The sequence below is a fragment of the Roseixanthobacter finlandensis genome (genome assembly GCF_043195105.2).
Classification (GTDB): domain Bacteria; phylum Pseudomonadota; class Alphaproteobacteria; order Rhizobiales; family Xanthobacteraceae; genus NCEH01.
Genome location: NZ_CM195536.1, coordinates 2,469,064 through 2,482,027 on the forward strand (window position 1 = coordinate 2,469,064; position 12,964 = coordinate 2,482,027).

Genomic DNA, 12,964 nt, shown 5'->3' on the forward strand with positions numbered 1-12,964 from the left:
CTTTCGCTGGCGTGACAGCTGTGAATCGGCTAAAAGACAGGGCTTACAAGCTCATTATGAGAGACCCGTCTTTTGGCTGACAACGAGACGCCGCGACAGGGAGGCGACCTGCCTTCCGACATCCGGCCCGTATCCATCACCGAAGAATTGTCCCGCTCCTATCTCGACTACGCCATGAGCGTGATCGTCGCGCGGGCGCTGCCGGACGTGCGCGACGGGCTCAAGCCGGTGCATCGGCGCATTTTGTTCTCCATGCACGAGAACGGCTACGAGTGGAACAAATCCTATCGCAAGTCGGCTCGCGTGGTTGGCGACGTGATCGGTAAGTACCATCCCCATGGCGACCAGTCGGTCTATGACGCCCTGGTGCGCATGGCCCAGCGCTTCTCCATGCGGCTTCCCCTGGTGGACGGCCAGGGCAATTTCGGCTCCGTGGACGGCGATCCGCCAGCCGCTATGCGTTACACCGAGGTGCGGCTGGAGAAGGTCGCCAACGCGCTGCTGGACGATCTCGACAAGGACACTGTCGACTATCAGGAAAACTACGACAACAGCGAGCGCGAACCCTCGGTCCTTCCGGCCAAGTTCCCGAACCTGCTGGTCAACGGCGCCGGCGGCATCGCGGTCGGCATGGCGACCAATATCCCGCCGCATAATCTTGGCGAAATCATCGACGCCGCGCTGGCTCTGATCGACGATCCTTTGCTGGATCCCGAGGCTTTGCTGGATGTCGTGCCCGGTCCGGATTTCCCCACCGGCGCCCTCATTCTCGGCCGTTCCGGAATCCGTCAGGCCTATTTGACGGGGCGCGGCTCGATCATGATGCGGGCCAAGGTCTCCATCGAGACCGTCCGCAAGGACCGCGAAGCGATCATCATCACCGAGATCCCCTATCAGGTGAACAAGGCGACGATGATCGAAAAGATCGCGGAGTTGGTGCGCGAGAAGCGCCTCGAAGGCATCGCCGAAATCCGCGACGAATCCGATCGCGAGGGAATGCGCGTCTACATTGAAATCAAACGCGATTCCCAAGCCGATGTGGTATTGAACAACCTTTACCGCATGACGCCGCTGCAAACCTCGTTCGGCGTCAACATGGTGGCGCTGTCCGGCGGTCGCCCCTCCGTCATGACGCTTCATGACATGCTCACAGCCTTCATTTCCTTCCGGGAAGAGGTGGTGAGCCGGCGTACGAAATTCCTGCTCCGCAAGGCGCGCGATCGCGCCCATGTGTTGGTGGGCCTGGCCATCGCCGTCGCCAATATCGATGAAGTTATTCGCTTAATTCGGGCCGCGCCCGATCCTGCAAGTGCGCGCGAAGCCCTCATGGGGCGCGATTGGCCGGCTAAGGATATGGCCCCACTGATCGAGCTGATCGCCGATCCGCGCCACACGCTCGCTGCCGACGGCACCTATCGGCTTTCGTTCGAACAGGCGCGCGCCATCCTCGATCTGCGCTTGCAGCGCCTGACCGCCCTAGGGCGTGACGAGGTCGCGGACGAACTCAACAAACTTGCCGTCGAAATTGCCGATTACCTCGAAATTCTGGCTAGTAGAGCGCGAATTCAGCAGATTGTTCGCGACGAGCTGAATGCCATCAAGGCCGAATTCGGCACGCCGCGCCGCACCGAGATCGTCGAGGGTTTCGGCGACCTTGACGACGAGGATTTGATCCAGCGCGAGGAGATGGTCGTCACCGTCTCACACGCTGGCTATGTGAAGCGCGTGCCGCTTTCCACCTATCGCGCCCAGCGGCGCGGCGGGAAGGGGCGGTCGGCCATGCAGACGCGGGACGAGGATTTCGTCACCCGCCTGTTCGTCGCCTCCACCCATGCCCCGGTGCTGTTCTTCTCCTCCAAGGGGCAGGTCTACAAGCTCAAGGTGTGGCGCCTGCCGGCAGCTGCACCCCAGGCGCGCGGCAAGGCCCTCATCAACATCTTGCCGCTGGATCCCGACGAGCGGATCACCTCCATCGTGCCGCTGCCGGAGGAGAGCGAGGAGCATGGCCGCTGGCAGATCATGTTCGCCACCACCGGCGGTACGGTGCGGCGCAATGAGCTGGCGGATTTCAGCCAGGTCAACCGCAACGGCAAGATCGCGATGAAGCTGGAGGAAGGCGAGTCCATCGCCTCGGTCCAGCTTTGCACGGAGCAGGACGATGTGCTCCTCACCACCGCGAACGGCGCCTGCATCCGCTTCCCGGTCACCGATGTGCGGGTGTTCAAGGGGCGTGATTCGGTGGGCGTGCGCGGTATCCGGCTGGAGGGAGAGGATCGGATCATCTCCATGGCGATCATCTTCCATTCGGATGCGACGCCGGAGCAACGGGCCACCTATCTGCGCATGGCCAATGCCGAACGGCGCGCGCTGGGTGGCGCCGCCGGCACCGCAGCCGAGGAGCCGGCAGCGATCGAGGCCGATGCCGAAGAGGGGGTGACCGAGGGCGCGCAGAGCGAAGGCGCGCTGGACGAAGCCAAGCGCATCCAGATGGCGGCGCTGGAGCAGTTCATCCTGACCCTGTCCGAGAACGGCTACGGCAAGCGGACCTCGTCCTACGAGTATCGCGTGACCGGCCGCGGCGGCAAAGGCATCGTCGCCATGGCGGTGAACGAACGCAACGGCAAGCTCGTCGCCTCCTTCCCGGTGAAGGATCCAGACCAGATCATGTTGGTGACCAATGGCGGCCAGCTGATCCGCTGCCCGGTGGAAGGCATCCGCATCGTCGGCCGTTCCAGCCAGGGCGTCATCGTGTTCAACACGGCGGACGACGAGCACGTCGTTTCGGTCGAGCACATCAGCGAGGACGAGGAGGCAACCGGCCTCTCCGCCGAGCCGGGTGAAGACAACGGCCCGTCCGACGACGCCGGCCCGGCGGAGGGCGGTGAAGCCTGATGTCGGGCGGGGGCCTCATCTCGGCTGAAAACCTGGCCCTGTTCGCGCTCGCCTGCGTGGCGCTCGCCGCGACGCCCGGGCCCAACGTGGCCCTGATTGTCGCCACGGCGCTCAAGCACGGGCGCCGCGCCGGCATGCTCTCCGCCGCCGGGGTCAATGTGGGGCTGGTGCTTCAGCTCACGGTCGTCGCGGCGGGGCTCGCCTGGCTGGTGGAGATTTTCGCCCGTCATTTCGATCTCGTGCGCTATGTCGGTGCCGCCTATCTCGTGTGGCTCGCGGTGCGCCAATGGCGGCAGGCTGGCGCGGGAACGCAGGAAGCCGCGCCCTCCGGCCGGGCCGCCTTCGCGCGCGGCTTGGCTGTGGCCTTCGCCAATCCCAAGACCTTGCTGTTCCACGCGGCTTTCCTGCCGCAGTTCGTGACCGACCCGGCCCATCCGGTGCCGCAGATCGCGCTGCTGGCGGGGATTTTCGCAATGATCGCGCTGGTCGGCGACATGCTCTGGGCAATCGCCGCCGATCACGCGCGCACCGCGCTCAAGGGCCGGTTCGCGCGTGTGGCGGATCGAGTGTCCGCCGTGATCCTGGCGGGGGGCGCCGCGATCCTCTTGGCGGCGGGCCGTCGCTGAGGGAGAGGGCCTCCAGGTCCCGGCGGGGCGGGGCGCCGAACAGGCGGGCATAGTCGCGGGTGAAGTGGGACACGCTCTCATAGCCCACGTCGAACGCCGCCTCGGAAATGGCCACCCTTTCCCCATGCAGCCGCCGCCGCGCCTCTACAAGGCGTAGCCGCTTCTGGAACTGGAGCGGTGAGAGGGACGTCACCGCCTTGAAATGCGCGTGGAAGGACGAGACGCTCATGCCCGCCGCCTCGGCGAGCCGCCCCACCGGGAGCGGGCGGGCATAGTCCGCGCGCAGCAGCGCCACGGCCCGGGAAATCCGTGCCGCATGGCTGTCCGGCAGGCTGAGTTGCCGCAGCATGGGGCCGTGGGGGCCGCGCAGTAGCCAGTAATGCATTTCGCGCAGGATGGAGGGGCGCAGCACCGCGAGTGCGTCGGGCGTGTCCACGAGCCGCACCAGCCGGGCGACGCAGTCCTGCACCGCGACCTGCGTCTCAGCAACGGCAACCCGGGCCACCGGCTGAGGCGGGGACCTCGCAGCGATCTCGCTCATCAACTCCCGCAGCAGTTGCAGGTCGATGTCGAGGGCCACCGCCAGATAGGGTGCCGTGGGGCTCGCCTGCCGCACCCGGCCGGACACGGCGAGGTCCGTGCCCACGATCAGCGTCTCCCCCGCCTTGAACGACCAGGTTTGCATTCCGGAGGTCACGTCCTTCGCCCCTTGGAGAACCAGGCAAAGCAGGGGTCGGTAGAGGGCATGCACATAAGGCGTGGGCGCGCGGGCGCAGGCAAAGCCGATGCCTCCGGCCTCCGCCAGAAGCAGGCCCTCGGGCGCTTGCAGTCCCGCCGTGTGGCGTGTGGCGGCGGCGCGCAGATCCTCGGTCATGGCGGGTTCTTCCCTGGCCCGTGGGGCGGCATGGCGCGGCGCCGCGCCGCGTCACGCGAAGCCGGGCAGGGGGAAGCATAGTCTATTGGCGGCAGGGGAGAAGCGGGTTTGGAGAAATTGGCAAGCCTTCGGCAGCATCCGGCAAGAGGTGCGGAAGGCCGGGCTCTACAAGTCTCCCATCGCTGATGGAGATCGTGTCATGACCCATACCCCCGCTTCTTTCCCTTCCATCGCTCTCGTCACCGGCGGCAGCCGGGGCCTCGGGCGCAGCACCGTGCTGGCCCTGGCGCGCCGAGGCATGGATGTAATCTTCACCTATCATTCCCGCGCCGAGGAGGCCGAGGCGGTGCGCGCCGAGATCGCGGCGCTGGGCCGTACCGGCCTTGCCCTCCAGCTCGATACGGCGCGCTCGGCCACCTTCCCGGCCTTCGCCCAGACCGTGCAGTCGGCGCTCAAGGAGACGTTCGGCGGCGAACGGTTCGACGTCCTCGTCAACAATGCGGGCATCGGGATCCATGCCGCTTTCATGGAGACCACGGAAGAGATGTTCGACCAGCTGGCGAACATCCACCTGAAGGGCACCTTCTTCCTCTCCCAGGCCCTGCTGCCGTTGATGGCCGACGGTGGGCGCATCATTAATTTGTCCAGCGGACTTGCCCGCTTCACCATGCCGGGCTTTGCCGCCTATGCGGCCATGAAGGGCGGCATCGAGGTGCTCACCCGCTACATGGCCGAGGAACTGGGTCCGCGCGGCATCCGCGTCAACACCATCGCTCCCGGTGCCATCGAGACCGATTTCGGCGGTGGACTGGTGCGCGATAATGCGCAGGTCAACGCGATCATCGCCGGCGAGACGGCGCTCGGCCGTGTCGGCGTGGCCGAGGATATCGGCCCCATGATCGCGACCTTCCTGGCGGAAGAGAATCGCTGGGTGAACGGCCAGCGCATCGAGGTGTCGGGTGGCATCCATCTGTGAGGATGCCTGCGCTGTGACCCTAAGGGCGGTGCCGTGTGGCGCCGCCCCATTGCGCGTGGGCGCGGGGCGCGATAACGCTTGCGCCCTATGAGCGCCCAGCAAGCCCACACCACCCGCGCCGCCATTTATGCCGGCTCGTTCGATCCGCCCACCAACGGGCATCTGGACGTGGTGCGCTCCGCGTGCCGCCTGGCCGATCGGCTGGTGCTCGCGGTCGGCATCCATCCCGGCAAGACGCCGCTGTTCACGGCGGCCGAGCGGCTCGACATGCTGCGCGAGGTCTGCGGGCCGGTGGCGGCCGAGGAGGGGGCGGTTCTCGAAGTGGTCACCTTCGACAAGCTGGTGGTGAGCGTGGCGCAGGAGACCGGAGCCGGCCTGCTGATCCGCGGCCTGCGCGACGGCACGGACCTCGACTATGAAATGCAGATGGCGGGCATGAACGGCACGCTCGCGCCGGACATCCAGACCGTGTTCCTGCCGGCGTCCCCGCGGGTGCGCCCCATCACCGCCACCTTGGTGCGGCAGATCGCGTCCATGGGCGGGGACGTGTCCGCCTTCGTGCCGCCGGTCGTGCTTGCGCGGCTGCACGCGAAGTTTCCCAAACGCTGATGTCCAACAGCTGATCGGTTCCAAGGAGAAACCCATGCCCCGCATTCTCGGCCGCGTCCTGGCCGGCCTTGCCGTCGCGCTGATGTTCGTGCTGCCCGCCGCCGCGCAGAGCAAGATCGACCCCCAGAACACCCTTTATCTCGACACGACCTATGGCCGTGTGGTGATCGCGCTGCGCCCGGACATCGCGCCCAAGCATGCGGAGCGGCTGAAGCTGCTCGCCCGCGAAGGCTTCTATAACGGCGTTCCCTTCCACCGCGTCATCGACGGCTTCATGGCGCAGACCGGCGACGGCCAGTATGGCAACGGCACCGGCGGCTCCAAATATCCCAACCTGCCGGCGGAGTTCTCCAAGGTCCCGTTCGAGCGCGGCACCGTGGGCATGGCCCGCTCGTCCTCGCCGGACAGCGCCAATTCGCAATTCTTCATCAATTTCGACGCCACCCCCTCCCTGAACGGCCAATATACCGTGGTCGGCAAGGTGGTGTCGGGCATGGAGTTCGTGGACAAGATCAAGAAGGGTCCCGCGAGCCAGAATGGCGCCGTCGCGAACCCCGACAAGATCATCAAGATGCAAGTGGCTGCGGACGCCAAGTAAGGGCGCCCTCTCACGCAACCGCTCTGTAGAGCGCGGCACCAAAACGCCGCGACACCATCGACCAACCAAGGAGACTGGCCATGGCCGACGAGGTTATCGTTCTCGAAACCACCAAGGGCGAGGTGGTCATTGCCCTGCGTCCCGATCTGGCCCCCGGCCATGTTGCGCGCATCAAGGAACTGGTGGCGGAAGGCTTTTATAACGGTACGCCGTTCCACCGCGTCATCGACGGCTTCATGGCGCAGACCGGCGATCCCACCGGCACCGGCATGGGCGGCTCCGGCAAGAAGCTGAAGGCCGAGTTCAACGCCGAGCCGCACAAGCGCGGCACGGTTTCCATGGCCCGCGCGCAGAGCCCGGATTCGGGTGACAGCCAGTTCTTCATCTGCTTCGGCGATGCCGGCTTCCTCGACCGCCAGTATACGGTGTGGGGCCAGGTGATCTCCGGCATGGAGAATGTGGACAAGATCAAGCGCGGCGAGCCCGTGAAGGATCCCGACAAGATTGTCTCCGCCAAGCTCCAGCCCGCGGCGGCCTGAGCTTCACGCCCAGATGCGGAAACGCCGGCAGCGATGCCGGCGTTTTTGTTTCTGGTCCCCTTGCGGGGAGGGAGATACATCGCAGGCCGATGCAGGCGTCAGCCCTGGCCGTTTTCGCCGCGCCGGCCGTGCTTGAGATAAGGCGGGCGCGGGATCGAGGTGTGCGCCGAGCGCAGCGCCGCCGACCAGCGCTCCCGCAGGTCGTGGAAATAGGGCTCGCCTGGCTCAATGCGATAGCTCAGCTCGGATTCCAGCGTATCGGGGCACAGCACCAGCACATCGATCGGCAGGCCGACGCCGAGATTCGAGCGCATGGTGGAATCCATGGAAATCAGGCTGGTTTTCAGCGCGTCGGCGATTTCCATGTCGAAGGTCACGGCGCGGTCGAGCACCGGCTTGCCATATTTGTGTTCGCCGATCTGAAGGAACGGCGTGTCGGTGGTGCATTCGATGAAATTTCCAGCCGAATAGATCATGAACAGGCGCAGCGGCCCGCCGATGATCTGGCCGCCCAGCAGGAACGACACGTCGAAGCTGACATTGCTCTGTTCCAGCGCATTGCCGTCCACCGTGTGGACCTGCCGGATCGCGCGGCCGACCAATTGGGCGGCCTGGAACATGGTGCGAGCGTCGCGCAATTGCTGACGCTCGCCGGCCTCATGGTCCTCAACACCCTCGTGCAGAAGGCTCAGCACCGACTGGGAAACAGACAGGTTTCCGGCCGAAGCGATGGCGATAACATGGTGGCCGGGCTCCTCGAACACATGGAGCTTTCGGAAGGTGGAGATGTTGTCGAGGCCGGCGTTGGTGCGCGTGTCCGCGATCATCACCAGACCGTCCCGCACCAGCACGCCGCAACAATACGTCATCACCTTCCCCCACCGCAGGCCGGGAGTTATAGCGAGCCTACCCCGCGTGCCGCAATCAGCGTTATGCCCCCCTGGGCAATTCTGTCCGCCTTTTGGCGCAGGCGCGGCAGGAATGCCGCTAATCGCCTTCCGGGACACCGCCGCGACGGAACGGGCCGAGCTCCATCAGTTCCTCCCCCATCTCCGCCACATGGGCGCGTTCGCGCTCCAGATAATGCGCGACGCCGCGCCGCAGACCAGAATCGGCGATCCAATGGGCGGAATAGGTCGGGGTCGGGAGATAGCCGCGCGCCAGCTTGTGTTCCCCTTGCGCGCCTGCCTCCACCACCTTGAGCTTATGGGCGATGGCATAGTCCACCGCCTGATGATAGCAGACCTCGAAATGCAGGAACGGATGTTCCTCGATCGCGCCCCAATAGCGGCCATAGAGGGTTTCGGCGCCAATCATGTTGAGGGCGCCGGCGATGTAGCGCCCCTCCCGCTTCGCCATCACCAGCAGCACCTGATCGGATAGCCGCTCGCCGAGCAGCGAGAAGAATTGGCGATTGAGATAGGGCCGGCCCCATTTGCGCGAGCCGGTATCCATGTAGAAGGCGAAGAAGGCATCCCACGCCGCTTCGGTGAGGTCACTGCCGGTCAGCCATTCGATCTCGATGCCGCCTGAGAGCGCCTCGCGCCGCTCGCGCCGCAGCGCCTTGCGTTTGCGGGAGGCCAACGCCTCCAGGAAATCCTCATAGTTAGCATAGCCCGCATTGCGCCAATGGAACTGCTGGTCCGTGCGCTGGAGAAAGCCGAGCGCGGCCAGCCGTTCCCATTCCGCCTCGGAGGAAAAGGTAACATGGATCGAGGAGGTCTTATGCAGGCGCGCGAGTTGCACCAGCCCGGCGCCCAGGAGATCCGCATGGCCGGCCGCGTCCGGGCCCGGCCGGGTCAGCAGGCGGCGGCCGGTGACGGGCGAGAACGGCACGCTGACCTGGAGCTTGGGATAATAGCGCCCGCCGGCCTGCTCATAGGCATCAGCCCAGCCCTGGTCGAAAACATATTCGCCACGCGAATGGGACTTGAGATAGGCGGGCACGACGCCAGCCGCCGAGCCATCCGGCCCCTCAAGCAGGAGGTGTTGCGGCAGCCAGCCGGTGCGTGCGCCGACGCAGCCGGATTCCTCCAGCGCCTGGAGGAAGGCGTGGGAGACGAAGGGTTCCGGCCGCGCCGCCTCACCGGCCGCGCAGGCATCCCATTCGCTGGCGGTGATCTCCGTCAAGGCGGAGAGGACGCGGACGCAGGCCTCGGTCATGCAATATCGCCCATGCCCTCAACTTGGCGGCATGGTGCGGTGCAATCAAGGGGTGGGACTGGGCTTCAGGATCAAAATCGAGAGGTCTTCCGTAGGGTAAAAGTCGGTCGCGTTCATCTCGAACGTGGTGGGGCCGGTCTTCTTGACCCCGGTGCCGCAGAAACTGACGAGATTGTTCGGCGCGCCCTTGTCCACGGTGAGCTTGAACTTGCCGATGGGGCCGGACCAATTGGCCCCGGTGGTGAGGACGTAGCCGATGCGCTCCTCGGAAAAGGCGATGCCGTCTTTCCGCTTCTTCACACCGGCCTGGACGGTGGAGAGGAAGGCACGATCCATGCAGAATTTCTGCTCATAGCTGCGCTGCTCGCGCTGGAGAAAAGCGTTGTCGCCCGTCGCCATCCCGATCGCCGTGCCCACCGAGGCGCCGACGCTCGGCTTATAGGCATGCTCGATGATGGTGTCGGCCTTCGGCGGGAAGGTCTGCATCCAGTAGAAGGTGGTCTTGAGTGTCCATTGCGGCTCCAGATGTTCCTTCATGCCTTGGCCGACATCATATTCGTCCACGCGGGCAAGGCCGATCTTCGCCCACTCGTCCCAGAGCGGACGCGGCAGGGCGTCCAGCACCTTGCGGGTGGATTGCAGGTGCGGGGCGAGCGGCACCTTCTGATCCAGAAGCATGGCGGTGCGGTCGATGCCGAGCACGAACACCTTCTGCTCCACATCGGTGCGCACCGGCGTGCCGTTCACGCGGGTCTTGAAATCGAGAATATTGACCGGGTCTTCGGTCGGGATCGAAATATTCGCTTCGCTTGCCGTGATGTCCGGCATGGGGAAGGCGATGAGGCCGGTCACCGGCTTGTCGCTGGCGTTGTGAAACACATAGCGCACCCGCACTTCGCCGGTGGAGATGAACAGATCCTCCGAGCGCATCTCAACATCGAGATTGCGGATAAGAACCAGACCACCGGCCGAGAGCTCCGCGGAAGAATCATTGGCGCGCGCGGGCCCGGCGCAGAAGAACGCGGACGCGCAGGCGAAGGTCAGAGAAGCGATGGACAGGGCTGAGCGAAGCGTCGGCACGGTGCGATCCTCCGGGGCGAAGCTCTGTCGGCCGTCAGAAGCCGGCCGGCGCCCGTTCCTCCGAGCTCTTAGCCCATCCCCTTGGGGGACGCATCAGCGAATGCACCGCCCGGACCGGGCGTCTCGCCTCAGGGGCGGAAACCTTCGAAAATCATCTGGTCGGCGAATTTCTTCGCTGCCTCCCGGTCGGCCTGCCGGCGCACGGTCCAGGCCAGCACGGGTAAGCCAAGGGCATGGGCGAGGCGGGTCGCGGGGGCGGGAAGGTCGGCCACGCGGTAGGCAACGAATTGAAACCGGGTCTTGGGCCAATGCAGGAGATGCCGCAGCATGTGCTTCGTGCCCGCCGAGAGATCGTTCCATTCGGAATCAGCGTAGCGCCATTCCGCGACGACGCCGCGCGCTATGTCGGGGGCCGCTTCGCGGACCGCCGAGATCATCTCGGGGTCGAACGACATCAGCGCCACCGGACCGCGATAGCCTGCCAGAAGGTTCGCAGCACGCAGCGCCAGCCGGACGTCGCCGGTGAATGCGCTCTTGATCTCGATCAGCAGCGGTGCCCGGCCGTCCACCCGAGCCAGAAGGTCCGGCAGGCTCATCATGCGATCGTCGGTGGCGCGGAAGCGAACCTGCCCCAATTGCGCGCTCGGCTGGTCCGCGAGCAGGCCGGACCCCTGCGTCAGGCGATCCAGGGCGAAATCGTGATACACCATGGCCTCGCCGTCGCGGGCCAATTGGATGTCCACCTCAACCGAGAACCCGCCGGCGATCGCGGCTTCCACCGCGCTCGGCGAATTCTCGATCACCCCGCATGACGCATCATGCAGGCCGCGATGGGCGACGGGTCGTTGGATCAGCCAGGACAGATCGCCCATCTTGGTGCGGGGATCAGGCCACTTCGACCACGGCTTCGACCTCGACCGCCGCGTCGAACGGCAGGGCGGCGATGCCGACCGCGGAGCGGGCATGGCGGCCCTTGTCGCCCAGCACTTCCACCAGGAGATCGGAACAGCCGTTCATCACCTTGGGTTGATCCACGAAGTCCGGCGTGGAGTTCACGAAGCCGACCAGCTTCACCACCCGCACGACCTTTTCCAGATCGCCGATGGCGGCCTTCACCTGGGCGAGGATGTTGATGGCGCACTGGCGCGCGGCGGCGCGGCCGGTCTCGATTTCAACGCCGCCGCCGAGCTTTCCGGTGGTGATCTTGCCGGCGCCGTCGATCGACACCTGGCCGGACACGAACAGGAGGTTGCCGGTGCGCACGACGGGCACATAATTGGCGAGCGGGGCGGTGGGGGTGGGAAGCGTGATTCCCAGATCCGCGAGTTTCTGCTCGATGGTTTGCGACATTCTCGTCTCCTGCCACACCTTGCGCGTAAATGTGCGCCTTCTTCGCCGAACCAGGGGCGGGGCGCAAGTCGTCCGGACGACGATAAGGAGACAGGAATGGTGGATCGCTCGCGGATGCTCGCAAGGCTCGCCCTGGCTGCGGGGCTGGCGGCCGTGCCTCTCGGCCTCGCGCATGCCGATCCGCTGCTCGCGCATCGCACGAGCTATGTGCTCTCGCTTGACGGAACCCGTCCCTCGCAGAAGCTGGAAGGCGCCGACGGGCGGATTGATTACGAGATGCGCGGCGACGCCTGCGAGGGCTATACGGTGAAGCTGCGCCAGACCAACCAGCTCGATACCGGCGAGGGCCCTTCCGTCAGCAGCGAGATGCTCTCCACCAGCTGGGAGGGCGGCTCGGCCGCCGCCTATCGCTTCAAGACCTTGAGTCGCCAGCGGGACGAGGTGAAGTCGGATGTCGACGCCACCGCCACCCGCACCGATACCGGGCTCAGCGTGAAGATCACCAAGCCCCGCAAGGCGACCGTGGAACTGACCGGCAAGATCCTGCTGCCCACCGAGCATCTGCAAAGGGTGATCGCCGCCGCGAAGGCCGGCGAAACGGTGCTGGAGGCGCGCGTGTTCGACGGTTCGGACGATGGGGTGAAGGTGTTCGATACCCTCGCCGTGATCGGCCGCGCCGCCAAGGACGAGCCCGGCTTGCCCGAAGCCGCCAAGGTGGCGCTGGCCGGCCACACCTATCATCAGACCAGCGTCAGCTATTTCGAGCCGGGCGGCTCGGACCAGACCCCGGATTATGTCATGAGCTTCTCGCTCTATGACAATGGCGTCATCGGCGCGCTGTCGATCGATTATAACGACTTCGTCCTGCGCGGACGGATGGAGCAATTCGAGCCGCTGAAGGCGAGCGCACCATGCGACAAGTGAGGCGCGGGCCGTCGCGCGCCGCCGGGAGGGTGCCGTGAAAGTGGTGCATCTCATTGTGGAAGGCCGGGTTCAGGGCGTGGGATATCGCGCCTGGTGCGCCCATGGCGCCAAGGCGCGCGGCCTTTCGGGATGGGTGCGCAATCGCACCAATGGCAGCGTCGAAGCCGTGCTGGCGGGCGCGGATGACGCCGCCGTGGACGAGATGGTGCAGGCATGCGGCGCCGGCCCTGCCGGGGCGCGGGTGGATGCGCTGCGGCGCTACGACGCCGCCGACACCGCGCTCGCGGCCAGCGGCGGCTGGGGCCGCTTCGCGGTGCTGCCCACCCTGTAACA

General features: G+C 65.8%; 14 protein-coding genes. 8 read left to right on the plus strand and 6 right to left on the minus strand.

Going from position 1 to position 12,964, the window contains the following annotated elements; genetic code table 11:
* Positions 1-72 precede the first annotated feature (72 nt).
* Both gyrA and V5G24_RS11500 read left to right on the plus strand, forming a co-directional pair.
* Positions 73-2,892, plus strand: coding sequence for a DNA gyrase subunit A (gyrA, locus tag V5G24_RS11495; RefSeq protein WP_394082574.1), 2,820 nt, complete (start codon positions 73-75; stop codon positions 2,890-2,892).
* Positions 2,892-3,518: a LysE family translocator gene (locus tag V5G24_RS11500; RefSeq protein ID WP_394082572.1), complete on the plus strand. Its 627-nt coding sequence runs from the start codon at positions 2,892-2,894 to the stop codon at positions 3,516-3,518. Before gyrA ends, V5G24_RS11500 begins: the two co-directional genes overlap by 1 nt.
* On the opposite strand, the gene V5G24_RS11505 is transcribed toward V5G24_RS11500, so the two are convergent.
* The gene (locus V5G24_RS11505; protein ID WP_394082570.1) at positions 3,427-4,392 is read right to left on the minus strand and encodes an AraC family transcriptional regulator; all 966 of its coding nucleotides are present in this window, start codon (positions 4,390-4,392) and stop codon (positions 3,427-3,429) included. The genes V5G24_RS11500 and V5G24_RS11505 overlap by 92 nt on opposite strands.
* 199 nt (positions 4,393-4,591) lie before the next feature.
* On the opposite strand from V5G24_RS11505, the gene V5G24_RS11510 reads away from it, so the two are divergent.
* From V5G24_RS11510 to V5G24_RS11525, 4 genes are all read left to right on the plus strand, one after another.
* Positions 4,592-5,368 (plus strand): SDR family NAD(P)-dependent oxidoreductase, encoded by a 777-nt coding sequence (locus V5G24_RS11510; protein ID WP_394082569.1) that lies wholly within the window; start codon positions 4,592-4,594, stop codon positions 5,366-5,368.
* Between the two features lie 87 nt (positions 5,369-5,455).
* Positions 5,456-5,977 (plus strand): pantetheine-phosphate adenylyltransferase, encoded by a 522-nt coding sequence (gene coaD / locus V5G24_RS11515; RefSeq protein WP_394082567.1) that lies wholly within the window; start codon positions 5,456-5,458, stop codon positions 5,975-5,977.
* Positions 5,978-6,011: 34 nt separating this feature from the next.
* Positions 6,012-6,575 (plus strand): peptidylprolyl isomerase, encoded by a 564-nt coding sequence (locus tag V5G24_RS11520; protein ID WP_394082565.1) that lies wholly within the window; start codon positions 6,012-6,014, stop codon positions 6,573-6,575.
* Between the two features lie 80 nt (positions 6,576-6,655).
* Complete coding sequence (locus V5G24_RS11525) at positions 6,656-7,114, plus strand: peptidylprolyl isomerase (protein WP_394082563.1); 459 nt, start codon at positions 6,656-6,658, stop codon at positions 7,112-7,114.
* Positions 7,115-7,212: 98 nt separating this feature from the next.
* Here V5G24_RS11525 and V5G24_RS11530 read toward each other — a convergent pair whose 3' ends face one another.
* From V5G24_RS11530 to V5G24_RS11550, 5 genes are all read right to left on the minus strand, one after another.
* On the minus strand, positions 7,213-7,983 hold the full coding sequence (locus V5G24_RS11530) for a proteasome-type protease (protein ID WP_394082561.1): 771 nt from the start codon (positions 7,981-7,983) through the stop codon (positions 7,213-7,215).
* 118 nt (positions 7,984-8,101) lie between these two features.
* Positions 8,102-9,277: a GNAT family N-acetyltransferase gene (locus tag V5G24_RS11535; protein WP_394082559.1), complete on the minus strand. Its 1,176-nt coding sequence runs from the start codon at positions 9,275-9,277 to the stop codon at positions 8,102-8,104.
* A gap of 45 nt (positions 9,278-9,322) precedes the next feature.
* On the minus strand, positions 9,323-10,357 hold the full coding sequence (locus tag V5G24_RS11540) for a DUF4424 domain-containing protein (RefSeq protein WP_394082557.1): 1,035 nt from the start codon (positions 10,355-10,357) through the stop codon (positions 9,323-9,325).
* 128 nt (positions 10,358-10,485) lie between these two features.
* On the minus strand, positions 10,486-11,229 hold the full coding sequence (locus tag V5G24_RS11545; protein ID WP_394082555.1) for a glycerophosphodiester phosphodiesterase family protein: 744 nt from the start codon (positions 11,227-11,229) through the stop codon (positions 10,486-10,488).
* A gap of 13 nt (positions 11,230-11,242) precedes the next feature.
* The gene (locus V5G24_RS11550; protein WP_394082553.1) at positions 11,243-11,707 is read right to left on the minus strand and encodes a RidA family protein; all 465 of its coding nucleotides are present in this window, start codon (positions 11,705-11,707) and stop codon (positions 11,243-11,245) included.
* 96 nt (positions 11,708-11,803) lie between these two features.
* Between V5G24_RS11550 and V5G24_RS11555 the strand changes: the two genes are divergently transcribed.
* Both V5G24_RS11555 and V5G24_RS11560 read left to right on the plus strand, forming a co-directional pair.
* Entirely contained in the window at positions 11,804-12,631 is an 828-nt protein-coding gene (locus V5G24_RS11555; protein WP_394082551.1) for a cell envelope integrity EipB family protein, read from the plus strand.
* Between the two features lie 34 nt (positions 12,632-12,665).
* Positions 12,666-12,962, plus strand: coding sequence for an acylphosphatase (locus tag V5G24_RS11560; protein ID WP_394082549.1), 297 nt, complete (start codon positions 12,666-12,668; stop codon positions 12,960-12,962).
* Positions 12,963-12,964 lie beyond the last annotated feature (2 nt).

Coding starts and splice junctions, on each gene's coding strand:
- V5G24_RS11500 (WP_394082572.1), top strand. CDS start 2,892: ATGTCGGGCGGGGGCCTCATCTCGGCTGAAAACCTGGCCCTGTTCGCG.
- V5G24_RS11505 (WP_394082570.1), bottom strand. CDS start 4,392: ATGACCGAGGATCTGCGCGCCGCCGCCACACGCCACACGGCGGGACTG.
- V5G24_RS11510 (WP_394082569.1), top strand. CDS start 4,592: ATGACCCATACCCCCGCTTCTTTCCCTTCCATCGCTCTCGTCACCGGC.
- coaD (WP_394082567.1), top strand. CDS start 5,456: ATGAGCGCCCAGCAAGCCCACACCACCCGCGCCGCCATTTATGCCGGC.
- V5G24_RS11520 (WP_394082565.1), top strand. CDS start 6,012: ATGCCCCGCATTCTCGGCCGCGTCCTGGCCGGCCTTGCCGTCGCGCTG.
- V5G24_RS11525 (WP_394082563.1), top strand. CDS start 6,656: ATGGCCGACGAGGTTATCGTTCTCGAAACCACCAAGGGCGAGGTGGTC.
- V5G24_RS11530 (WP_394082561.1), bottom strand. CDS start 7,983: ATGACGTATTGTTGCGGCGTGCTGGTGCGGGACGGTCTGGTGATGATC.
- V5G24_RS11535 (WP_394082559.1), bottom strand. CDS start 9,277: ATGACCGAGGCCTGCGTCCGCGTCCTCTCCGCCTTGACGGAGATCACC.
- V5G24_RS11545 (WP_394082555.1), bottom strand. CDS start 11,229: ATGGGCGATCTGTCCTGGCTGATCCAACGACCCGTCGCCCATCGCGGC.
- V5G24_RS11550 (WP_394082553.1), bottom strand. CDS start 11,707: ATGTCGCAAACCATCGAGCAGAAACTCGCGGATCTGGGAATCACGCTT.
- V5G24_RS11555 (WP_394082551.1), top strand. CDS start 11,804: ATGGTGGATCGCTCGCGGATGCTCGCAAGGCTCGCCCTGGCTGCGGGG.